This is a genomic window from Neobacillus cucumis (assembly GCF_016908975.1).
Taxonomy (GTDB): Bacteria; Bacillota; Bacilli; order Bacillales; family Cytobacillaceae; genus Neobacillus; species Neobacillus cucumis.
Map to the genome: position 1 here is coordinate 259,209 of NZ_JAFBEX010000009.1, position 9,742 is coordinate 268,950.

Consider the following 9,742-nt stretch of genomic DNA (forward strand, 5'->3'; position numbering starts at 1 on the left):
ATAGAATAGCGATCATAAGAATCCCGCCTAGGTTTATCCACTTATCGTGGGCGTATAACGTTGTGAACCAAATCTCACCAACTAATATATATAGCAAATAGAACAAACAAAAATACAAAAACCTTAATATGTATCCTTTAGGCATTTTGAAGTTTATCATTTAAAGGCATTCCCCCCACTCCAAATAATATCGTCATTATTATATTAATCGAATAGGTATGTAATGGACATAGGAAATGTAACCCTGTTAGAATAATGCCATTTTGAAGTTAATCTACCAGTTACTTCAATAAGAAAAGCCGCCGTAAATGGCAGCCAGTTTTTCCTCAATAGCACTCCGTTAGTTCAATAAGGTCTTCATCTAATTTATTTTCAAAAAAAGCTAATTTCTTAAATTTCTTATGTTTAAGTACGATATTTAACAATTCGTCAAGGAATAAAAAAGCACACCTATTCATTAAACAAAGTTACGAGTAGAATTTCTCCCATTCACTCAAATACATTTTTTCTAAATGGTCAATTTCTTTTGGTAATCTTGTAATAAACTCCAAATGGTTCCCATCTGGGTCGTCAAAGTAAATCATTGCGTGAGCTTGACTAGGGACAACCACGGGTTCCTCAGTTCCTTTATGAAATTCATCCCTTACTTCAATCCCTCGGTCCTTTAACCAAATTTTTGCTTTCTTAATATCGTCTAAGTCAACATAAAACGCAATATGTCTTAATGAAACGTGATAAGGTATTTTTGATTCTGAACCTTCCCATAAACCAATCCAACTTTTTCCTTCTTCGATCCAAAAAAAGCTACTTTCTCATATCTTTTATATAGTCTTAAACCTAATTTTTCATAAAACTCGATTGAACGTTCTAAATCACTCACTGGTAAGTGTGCTTCATAGAGTCCTTTTATCACTGACCTTACCCCCAATATTTAAATATTACTCAATTTATTTTAATTTTAATAAATTCTTCTACATAACTGCCCGTTGAACATCAAACCAAATTTTCCTCTGTTAAAACTCTGTCCCCTTTACTAGTTGGTTGAGAAATATCACTAAATACCATCGATCACAGTTATTTCCCCATATGTAATGTTCTGCGTTATTTTTACTTACCTTCATACAAATAACTCCTCTTATTCCTTTAATTAATTTTAAATTTCTATGATAATTAGTACAACTAAATAACCTTCTTCCATTAACCTGCCCCGTTAGTGAAACATTTCACAAAATTAAAAATAACATAATAAATGTTTTGTTACATTTATCGAATAAAAAGGGACCTAGACACTTTAATGCTATCTTCGTAGTTTTAATAATTTGTTAATTTTATCGATAAAACAATTGATATATAAAACGTTATAAAATCGCTAGTGTGGCCCTTCATTCCTCGAAATGGGTAAATGTCTAAGTCTTGGACAATACCAGAAGAATAATATGGAATTGTGATCTAATAAGGGCTGTAAAATCATTAAAGGGGATGTTCTTTTGAAAAATAAAGAGGTATGTGCCTTTGTGAAATGTACTATTGGATAGGTCAATTTTCATCTTTATCAAGAAACGGTTTACCTTTTTTAAATCGAAAATACCGCCCCTAAGTGTTATCGAATAAGCTAAATTATTAAATTAACAAATAACTCTAAAGAAAGCAGGTGAATATATGAATCCAGACATGAGAGCCTATATGCCTTATCATTATGGAACAGGATATATGCCATATCCTTACGGACCCCATATGGGATACGGCTACACAGTCCCATTGTCATTGTACCATCACTACCATCCTCACTCTCATCCTCATTATAACCCTGGAGGAGGCCCAATTTTTTCCGTTCCCATGGGGGCACGGGTTCGGTAGCAAAGTGCGGAAACTTATTAACGTAAAACCCCAATTGGGAGTTTAAAAAGTATCAGCTGCATATGCAGCTTTTTTTATGCCCAAGTGAAAAATCGAATGTCATCCCTTTTCATTTTGATTCTTAATATCTGAACAAATAACCCTGAAGGCTATAAAGCAGGCTTAAGACTGCAAATCTTGCATAAGCAAGCGTGCCCTAAACTCCGCTTACTATATGCCCTTTTTATTTTCCTGCAACTTTTAGTTGGATTTTTGTCTAAATAAATTGGGAAATTTGGGAATTTATGAAATAATAGAAAAACTAGGAATTATTGGGGGAAAATCACATGAGATTGATACTGCGATACTTAATTAGACTTGTAGTAATTATATTCGGGTTCTTGTTTACTTTTAATCTTCCTTATTTATTAGGTATAGAAAATGACAAAATTAGAGTAAGTTTTCAAGTGTTTGGGAAGATGGTTAAGGAAGATTTTCTTGCAATTGTGCAGCTAGAAGATTCCAAGTATTTGGTATCTTTAAAGGTATTGCCGATTGTTGAGAACTATCAATATACCATGACCATTTTAGCTGCAAGTCTTTTTGTTGTTTTTTTGCTCGCAATGTTTATAGCAGTTTGTGTGTTGCTTTCACCTAGAAAAGTACAAAACTGGTTAAAAACCTGGATTAATTTTTTTGAAGCAGTTCCCGATTTACTGGTGATTTTTTTGATCCAGTTTTTGGTTATTTTCCTTCTTAAAAAAACAGGTTTAAGAATTTTCCAATTGTATGGAATATTTGGAGCAAAGCCTTATTTTGTTCCTGTTGTAACAGTCTCCTTTTTACCGTTTTTCCTTTTATTACAGTTTCTAATTAAAGTTATGACTGAGGAACAGAACCAGCTTTATGTGGTGTATTCAAAAGCAAAAGGAATAGGCATGGTTAGAATCTTACTGGTACATATTTTTCGTAACATATTTCCTCTTCTGCTCTTGCAGCTACGGGCAGTTGTTTGGGTAATTTTAGCTAATATTTATCTAATCGAATATATGTTTAATTTAAATGGATTTACAAAAGTATTGCAAAAGATTATTTTTCTTTTTAAAGATTTTCCGTCGCTTATAGTCTGTTTGATAATGTTCGCTATTCCCCTTGTGGCAGTCGAGGCCGCAGGCTTGCTACTTACCAGGCGACTAAACGGAAAGGAGCGTGCCAGTTTATGAGAAAGTATAAAAAATCGATTATTGGTTCTATGTTACTGCTGCTAATTTTACTGGCGAGCTGCTTATATCCCCTATACGGTCCGGAGGATTTTAATCATATGAACTTTATAGAAGATAAACATGGGAATATCATTGGCAAGCCGCCGTTCCCACCTTCATTATCACATTTGTTTGGCACTAGTCGAAATGGAGAAGATATGTTAAGGCTGTTGCTTTACGGGGCAAAGTTAACCCTAATGACATCTTTTAGTGTCGCACTTCTAAGGGTTGTTTTTGGCGGAGTCTTTGGGCTGATCCTGGCTTTATGGGCGCCATTTTTAAAAAGTTATTTTAAAGACTTTTTTCTTGCCTTTCGTTACATACCGTCCATCCTGATTGCGATTATTTTAATGTCTCCGATCGTAGGCAGTTTTAATGATGTTCCTATCGCTTTTCTGATTATTTGCCAAATAATCATTCTTATTTTTCTCGGATTTCCAACAACCACCCTGATAACGGTAGATATTACAGATAAATTATTGGAAACTTCTTTTATCCAAAGTTCATTTCTTTTGGGAGCAAGTAAGTTTCATGTTGTACGGAGACACTTGTTACCGTATATCCGTTCTTATAGTGTGTTATTTATAGTTCAACAGCTGTTAAGTACGCTGCAAATCATCATGCATCTTGGTATATTTGGGTATTTTCTTGGCGGGCTAAATAGAGCTGGAATTTTCGGCTGGGATGATCCACAGGGTCCACCTACCCCTGCGACTTTATCCTATGAGTGGGCAGGTTTAATTGGCCAAGGCTTCAAGGATTTTAACCTTGCTCCATGGACTGTGTTCACTCCAGTTTTAAGCTTTTTCTTCGTTATTGTAATCGTTAATATGATGAAAAAAGAGATAGAAGACAATATTCTAGGTTTAGAAACAATGAAGTGGAGGAAGAAAATAAAACAGGCATCTTCCGTTAAAGAGATTGGAGCACCTGAAAACAAATTTAAGTTAATCAGAGCGGAGCAAAGAACGTCAGAAAAATCAATTTGACGGCTTTCACAGGTATGAAAGGACAAGACCTTTCATACCCCCCTTAATATATATTCTTAGGCCCTCGATTGAGGGCTAATTTTTACTCTGAGCTTTTAAGGAGTATATATTTTCTCTTACACCACTAAAGTATAAGTTAAATTCGAAATTTGATTTCCCTTTGCTATTAAAAATGAACTATTATTTACTGTCTTGAGTTCTATTTGGCAATTTAGGGTTTCAAACACTTCTTATTAAATTCCATAAAAAAACTCTAATAATATAAATTATTAAATTGAGCTCCTCTCCCTTTTTAATTCCCATTTTAACATATCATTTACTGTTCCAATTTTATTCATATTCAACTTTTTTAATACCTTAATGGATGGAATATTATCATGTAGGCACTCAGCAACTACTTTATCTACATTATCATTTTTAAACGCCCAATTAATAATTTCATTTACGGCTTCAGTTGCATAACCTTTGTTTTGTGCTGAAGCTATAATTCCATATCCTACTTCAACCGTATTTTCTGAATTAGGTTTACCTTTAAATCCAATATCACCAATAATCATACTGTTTTCTTTAATGATAACTAGCCAGACACCCCAACCAAATTGAGTAGAATCCTCTCTAAGTTTCTCCAAAAACATCTTTATATGAGGGCCAATTTTGTATTCTTCTGTTGAAATTGTTGATAATAATTCAACTGTGCAAGGAACGATTTTAAGTCTTTCAGTCTGTAATTCCATCTTCTTCCCCCTCTTATTATAATAATTAAGGCATCAATCAACACTTGATTTTCACCTTTAATGCTAAGAATAAATGATATTATACGTTGATTTAAGGACTCCCTTAGAATATTTGTTTTATGTCAACTAATTCCAAATTCAAACGAGCTTTAACATGCCAAATAGAGGTATCCCCTTGCCAATCTATACAGGGTTAATTTTTAAGACTAATTGATCAATAAGTTTATATTGAATTAATGCGCCCGCCAATTTACCTCCCCCACGGAGCCACATGCAATATGATAAATCAATTTTCCCATTCAGAACTCCCTCCCTTTAAATATGAAGTTTCTAAATATTTCAATAAAAATCTTATAATTCCCTTTAATTCCCTTTATTTCCATTTATACAGATAGGTAAGGCTTTCAATTTATCGCCACCTTTTCCACCTTTTCATTCCTTATAGCTAAATGTTTCGCTCTTTTATGATTAAAAAATAAAAATTAAAATTTAATGAAATAATTGGATTTCTATTGAAAGCGTTTTCTAAATGTTTTAATATATATTTATAAATTAGTAAATTTTGAGAAGGTGTTCTTAAAATGGATTTTTATCAGAAATTACCCAATGATGTTTTAATTGCCTTTTACAATGAAATTAATAAAAACATTGAAAAGGGTATTTTAACAAAACAAATGTATTATGAACTTGGTTTAATATTTTCTGTAATGAGTCGAAGAGGGATAAGTCTAAGGAAACCAATTGACTTTGATGATGTCATTGACCAAGATACAATGGAAAATTTTATTGCTTAAGAGTGACAGATTTTTAGGTCGCTCTTTATTTATGTACAAAAAAGACCCTTGATCAAATAATCAAGGGTAAAGTTAGGCTAAGCGTTACTGAGAGGTGTAATTCGCAATTAAAAAATGCTATAAATGGCAGATCCTTCTAAACAGTAGGCAATGACTGTTGAATACGTAGTTCAGCATTCATTGCCTTGAAAAAGGTGTCTTTAATATATGCGATTATTCAACATACCTGATCATGGCTATTTCGTCACAGCAATTAAACTTAGGGCAATTCATACAATCCACCCACACTTTTTCAGGTAAAGTCTCCTTTGCCACAATCTCAAAGCCGCATTTTTTGAAAAACTCAGTTTCATATGTTAACGACATGACACGGCTTATTCCAAGTTTAGGTGCATCATTTACGAGGCGATTTACTAATTTACGTCCAATGCCTTTCCCGGCATGCTCTGGGGATACGACTAATGACCGTATCTCTGCCAGATCCTGTCCTAAAACATGTAATCCCGCAACCCCTAATATTTTATTATTCTCTTTCATAACATATAGACTTTGTAAATATTGATAGAGAGATAAATACGTACGAGGTAAAACGATTTCCTTTTCCGCATAAATTTTGATTAAATTATAAATATCCTTTACATCACTAGTCACTGCATGATAAATATCCATTTGTCTTTTCTCCTTTTGTAACATTATTATAAATATACAACAATATGTATTTTTACTCAATAACATTTCATGAAAAATAAAATATATAAAGAGTGATTATTTTAAACATAATAACGCAAAAAGACAAATTCATCTTCTGAACAAAAGCTCAATTAAATGAATTTGTCTTGCATATTTACCCGTATCTCGTTCTTCAATTCCTTCCTCATAGCCTCCATTTGCCCCGCTTCGTTTTGTTCTTTTGATGATACACGGATATAACCGAAATTTCCATATGTATCAAATCTACCTTTCTACGAAATATTTGTTGTCTTAACAATATATAATTCTATCCCAAAAGGTTAAATGTAATATTTTGGGCACCCCTTCTATACGTCATTTTTGATGAAAAAAAACGACAAAGCAAATAAAAAGTAACAGCTTACTGCCTCAAATTGGAAATTCCTCATAATATAAAGTACTATTAAATTAATACTGTTTTTCAAAAATTTATCATGTTGCTACCAAGTGGCTCGTTTGTTGGTAAAAGCCCATCATACAGTTTTGTGAAATTTAGGTCAGAGGAAGAATTAAGAGTAATTTAAAATCATTATTCACACAGAACTATTAGAAGGAGGATATTATGAGCGAAAATATTAAAACTTATGAAGCTGAAGGTATCAAAATATATTGGAAACCCAATATTTGCAAACATGCAGCAGAATGTGTAAAGGAATTGCCAAGTGTATTCAATACCCAAAAAAGACCTTGGGTATCACCACAGAATTCAACAGCTAAAAAAATCATGGAAGTGATTGATCGTTGTCCAAGCAGAGCTCTTACTTATGAGCAAAAATGAACAGAACTAAAAAAGTTAGGAGAATGAGGAAATGACTGAAATTAAAATGGGCAAGAATGAATTCTATATTGAGGAATCTAATGAAATTATTGCAAAAATTCAATTTATCCCAAGCGGAAAAGATGTAAATGGAAGAAATTTAATTATTGTAAACCATACAGTTGTATACGAGGGACATAATGGTCGCGGATTAGGCAAAGAATTAGTAAACAAGATAGCTGAATATGCCAGAGATGAAAACTTATATATTATTCCTGTATGTCCTTACGCAAAAAGTGTTCTTGAAAGTAAGGAAGAGTATCAAGGTGTACTAGCAAATTGATGCTATATTAATATTTATGCGTGAATCAGCTACACTTAACAGGACAAAAGATAAGGTCAAGTAGACTAATCACTAAATCAGGCATACTGCTAAGTAGTATAAGAGATCCAGTGAAGAAGCCACCAATATCAAAGGAGTTTGTGAAAGCAAAAGATATATGAGTGGCTATAACCCATGCTGAGAAAAGGCTTTAAAGGATATTGAACTTGGTTTACTTCATCACCGAATTAAAACAAATAATATTAGAATGCAACTCATTACTGGTTTTGGAAATGTGCAAAAAATAATGGTGTGAAGCAATCGGGGGAATTAAGGCTCTCGGTTTTTTCTTTCTTAGTTAGCATATGACAAATGTTAGACGGTCCTTCAACTATACTGACCGTTAGCTGAACAAGATAAGCGATGCCTTAATAAAGCATCGCACATGTTGTTCATTAAATATTAGTATTTTATTCTGCTGAACTATTTTTCGGATATGTTACTTTAACTATTCCTCATGGTCGTGTCTTTATCCGTTATTTTTGTACCTTTACTTATATAAGGTTTGGCACTCTTTGCTTTGTTTGCACTAGCTTGCCAACGATTCCATCCCTTCTTGTCTGTTCCTCTGCCTGTTCCACTTTTCCCTTTAGCTTTACTCATACATTCACCCCATTATTATTCTACTTTGAGTTACCTATCTGATTATTTTTATCCATTTAGGTTGAAGAAAATAGGAATTCTACAAATTATATGTTAGAATGTGTTTACCATTTGATTTACTTTTTTACATGTGCCCTACTCATTATTGAGTGGGGCTGCTTGTTTTTAAAAGAAGAAATAAAAACCAGACTCTATAAGAAGCCTGGTTTAGTTGTTCCTATTATTAAGCTTTACGCACGTTAGCTGCTTGAGCTCCACGTTGACCTTGCTCAACGTCAAAAGTAACTGCTTGACCTTCGTCTAAAGATTTAAAACCTTCGCCTTGGATAGCTGAGAAATGAACGAATACGTCTTCTCCACCTTCACGTTCGATAAATCCGAAACCTTTTTCTGCGTTAAACCATTTTACTTTACCTTGTTCCATTTTGTTTCCTCCTGCTGTGTGCTTTGCACACAAAGTGTTACTATCCTTGCACTCAGTGATCATCAAGACGAAAAGCTTTTACTAATACTATCCTTTACACCGAACAAAAATAATTCAACTTTAGAATAGCATTTTTTGAAATTGTTTGCAAGGAACCCTAATTCTTTGACTTCTTATTGACTCCAAGCATCCTTTTAGTCCAATACATCTTTAAAATTCACTTTCTTTTTTTCAATACTATGTATATATCAATTAAAGCTCCAACTATAAAACCTGAGAATAATTCCATTGTTGGTGGAAATCCACCAACGCTAAGTGCTGAATAAATTATTCCAATAATCCCTAATATTATTGTAAAAACCATTATAATCCCCCTACTTTATACTGGCATTATACTAATTATTCAACAAAAAGTAATATTGCTTCTCTTTTTAGTCTTACAAACCACAATCTTTGCGAAAACAGCGTAAATAAAAGACTTAATCACTGTACAATTAATATTCGATTAACACCCCAAAAAGAGAGAAGAAGTTCAAATGCTATAATTGTTCTATAATTGAATTGACTGAATGCAATTGAATTTAACGACGAAGATCTTGAAAATCGGAATATTAATCACCAAATGCAAATATCAACTCTGTCTCGCATACTAGTTCTCCAGCAACAGAAGCAATACCTTTTCCTTTTCCAATATGACCTTTTAATCGTGTAATTTCGACTTCAAGACGCAATTGATCACCTGGTTTAACTTGACGCTTAAAACGGCATTTATCTATTCCAGCTAAAAGTCCTAATCGTCCTTGGTTTCCTTCTTTTGTTAACATTACAACTGCACTAACTTGAGCTAATGCTTCTACAATTAATACCCCAGGCATTACGGGGTAATTTGGAAAGTGTCCGTTAAAAAAATCCTCATTTGATGTTACATTTTTTAGTCCTACTACTCTTTTTCCTTCTTCTATTTCCAAAATCCTATCCACTAAGAGAAATGGGTACCGATGTCTAATAATTTTTTTAGTTTCTCGATTATCTAACATAAAAAGCCCCCCATAACAAAATTTAGAAATCACTAGAGTTTAATTATATCACTTAGTATTAATACCTGGTACTAAAATATTCCTTTTTTAACTAATCTGCCCCGTTAGCCATCCATGAATCGCTAAAAAACAGCTCTTCACCACAAAGAATGAAAATGTATTGAATCCGTCCATACTTGTTCTAAGGCTGGGAGA

Annotated in this window: 12 protein-coding genes and 2 pseudogenes; 6 read left to right on the forward strand and 8 right to left on the reverse strand. The window is 33.2% G+C overall.

Annotation, left to right across the window (positions count from 1 at the left end):
- Positions 1-467 precede the first annotated feature (467 nt).
- Positions 468-913: pseudogene (locus JOC76_RS14435) on the reverse strand (VOC family protein).
- A 746-nt stretch (positions 914-1,659) separates the two neighbouring features.
- On the opposite strand from JOC76_RS14435, the gene JOC76_RS14440 reads away from it, so the two are divergent.
- The 3 genes from JOC76_RS14440 to JOC76_RS14450 all read left to right on the forward strand — a co-directional run bounded on the left by JOC76_RS14440 (position 1,660) and on the right by JOC76_RS14450 (position 4,087).
- On the forward strand, positions 1,660-1,857 hold the full coding sequence (locus JOC76_RS14440; protein ID WP_205178577.1) for a hypothetical protein: 198 nt from the start codon (positions 1,660-1,662) through the stop codon (positions 1,855-1,857).
- Between the two features lie 326 nt (positions 1,858-2,183).
- Positions 2,184-3,059, forward strand: a complete 876-nt coding sequence (locus JOC76_RS14445) for an ABC transporter permease subunit (RefSeq protein ID WP_205178578.1) — start codon at positions 2,184-2,186, stop codon at positions 3,057-3,059.
- A complete protein-coding gene (locus JOC76_RS14450; protein ID WP_205178579.1) occupies positions 3,056-4,087 on the forward strand; it encodes an ABC transporter permease subunit in 1,032 nt (343 codons plus the stop codon). Before JOC76_RS14445 ends, JOC76_RS14450 begins: the two co-directional genes overlap by 4 nt.
- Before the next feature lie 269 nt (positions 4,088-4,356).
- On the opposite strand, the gene JOC76_RS14455 is transcribed toward JOC76_RS14450, so the two are convergent.
- Both JOC76_RS14455 and JOC76_RS30030 read right to left on the reverse strand, forming a co-directional pair.
- Entirely contained in the window at positions 4,357-4,821 is a 465-nt protein-coding gene (locus tag JOC76_RS14455; protein WP_205178580.1) for a GNAT family N-acetyltransferase, read from the reverse strand.
- 63 nt (positions 4,822-4,884) lie between these two features.
- A pseudogene (locus JOC76_RS30030) lies at positions 4,885-5,121 on the reverse strand (dihydrofolate reductase family protein); the annotation flags it as partial.
- A 281-nt stretch (positions 5,122-5,402) separates the two neighbouring features.
- Between JOC76_RS30030 and JOC76_RS14460 the strand changes: the two are divergent.
- The gene (locus JOC76_RS14460; protein WP_205178581.1) at positions 5,403-5,615 is read left to right on the forward strand and encodes a hypothetical protein; all 213 of its coding nucleotides are present in this window, start codon (positions 5,403-5,405) and stop codon (positions 5,613-5,615) included.
- Between the two features lie 213 nt (positions 5,616-5,828).
- On the opposite strand, the gene JOC76_RS14465 is transcribed toward JOC76_RS14460, so the two are convergent.
- Complete coding sequence (locus tag JOC76_RS14465; RefSeq protein WP_205178582.1) at positions 5,829-6,284, reverse strand: N-acetyltransferase; 456 nt, start codon at positions 6,282-6,284, stop codon at positions 5,829-5,831.
- A 622-nt stretch (positions 6,285-6,906) separates the two neighbouring features.
- Between JOC76_RS14465 and JOC76_RS14470 the strand changes: the two genes are divergently transcribed.
- Both JOC76_RS14470 and JOC76_RS14475 read left to right on the forward strand, forming a co-directional pair.
- Positions 6,907-7,122, forward strand: a complete 216-nt coding sequence (locus JOC76_RS14470; protein WP_205178583.1) for a (4Fe-4S)-binding protein — start codon at positions 6,907-6,909, stop codon at positions 7,120-7,122.
- Between the two features lie 31 nt (positions 7,123-7,153).
- Complete coding sequence (locus tag JOC76_RS14475) at positions 7,154-7,444, forward strand: GNAT family N-acetyltransferase (protein ID WP_205178585.1); 291 nt, start codon at positions 7,154-7,156, stop codon at positions 7,442-7,444.
- A gap of 483 nt (positions 7,445-7,927) precedes the next feature.
- Here the strand turns inward: JOC76_RS14475 and JOC76_RS14480 are convergent, their stop codons facing one another.
- The 4 genes from JOC76_RS14480 to fabZ all read right to left on the reverse strand — a co-directional run bounded on the left by JOC76_RS14480 (position 7,928) and on the right by fabZ (position 9,547).
- Entirely contained in the window at positions 7,928-8,086 is a 159-nt protein-coding gene (locus JOC76_RS14480) for a DUF3934 domain-containing protein (RefSeq protein WP_205178586.1), read from the reverse strand.
- 223 nt (positions 8,087-8,309) lie between these two features.
- Positions 8,310-8,510, reverse strand: a complete 201-nt coding sequence (locus JOC76_RS14485; RefSeq protein ID WP_027322891.1) for a cold-shock protein — start codon at positions 8,508-8,510, stop codon at positions 8,310-8,312.
- A gap of 217 nt (positions 8,511-8,727) precedes the next feature.
- Entirely contained in the window at positions 8,728-8,874 is a 147-nt protein-coding gene (locus JOC76_RS14490) for a hypothetical protein (RefSeq protein ID WP_205178587.1), read from the reverse strand.
- Positions 8,875-9,121: 247 nt separating this feature from the next.
- Positions 9,122-9,547 (reverse strand): 3-hydroxyacyl-ACP dehydratase FabZ, encoded by a 426-nt coding sequence (fabZ, locus tag JOC76_RS14495; protein WP_205178588.1) that lies wholly within the window; start codon positions 9,545-9,547, stop codon positions 9,122-9,124.
- Positions 9,548-9,742: the final 195 nt, after the last annotated feature.

Coding starts and splice junctions, on each gene's coding strand:
- JOC76_RS14440 (WP_205178577.1), top strand. CDS start 1,660: ATGAATCCAGACATGAGAGCCTATATGCCTTATCATTATGGAACAGGA.
- JOC76_RS14445 (WP_205178578.1), top strand. CDS start 2,184: ATGAGATTGATACTGCGATACTTAATTAGACTTGTAGTAATTATATTC.
- JOC76_RS14450 (WP_205178579.1), top strand. CDS start 3,056: ATGAGAAAGTATAAAAAATCGATTATTGGTTCTATGTTACTGCTGCTA.
- JOC76_RS14455 (WP_205178580.1), bottom strand. CDS start 4,821: ATGGAATTACAGACTGAAAGACTTAAAATCGTTCCTTGCACAGTTGAA.
- JOC76_RS14460 (WP_205178581.1), top strand. CDS start 5,403: ATGGATTTTTATCAGAAATTACCCAATGATGTTTTAATTGCCTTTTAC.
- JOC76_RS14465 (WP_205178582.1), bottom strand. CDS start 6,284: ATGGATATTTATCATGCAGTGACTAGTGATGTAAAGGATATTTATAAT.
- JOC76_RS14470 (WP_205178583.1), top strand. CDS start 6,907: ATGAGCGAAAATATTAAAACTTATGAAGCTGAAGGTATCAAAATATAT.
- JOC76_RS14475 (WP_205178585.1), top strand. CDS start 7,154: ATGACTGAAATTAAAATGGGCAAGAATGAATTCTATATTGAGGAATCT.
- JOC76_RS14480 (WP_205178586.1), bottom strand. CDS start 8,086: ATGAGTAAAGCTAAAGGGAAAAGTGGAACAGGCAGAGGAACAGACAAG.
- JOC76_RS14485 (WP_027322891.1), bottom strand. CDS start 8,510: ATGGAACAAGGTAAAGTAAAATGGTTTAACGCAGAAAAAGGTTTCGGA.
- JOC76_RS14490 (WP_205178587.1), bottom strand. CDS start 8,874: ATGGTTTTTACAATAATATTAGGGATTATTGGAATAATTTATTCAGCA.
- fabZ (WP_205178588.1), bottom strand. CDS start 9,547: ATGTTAGATAATCGAGAAACTAAAAAAATTATTAGACATCGGTACCCA.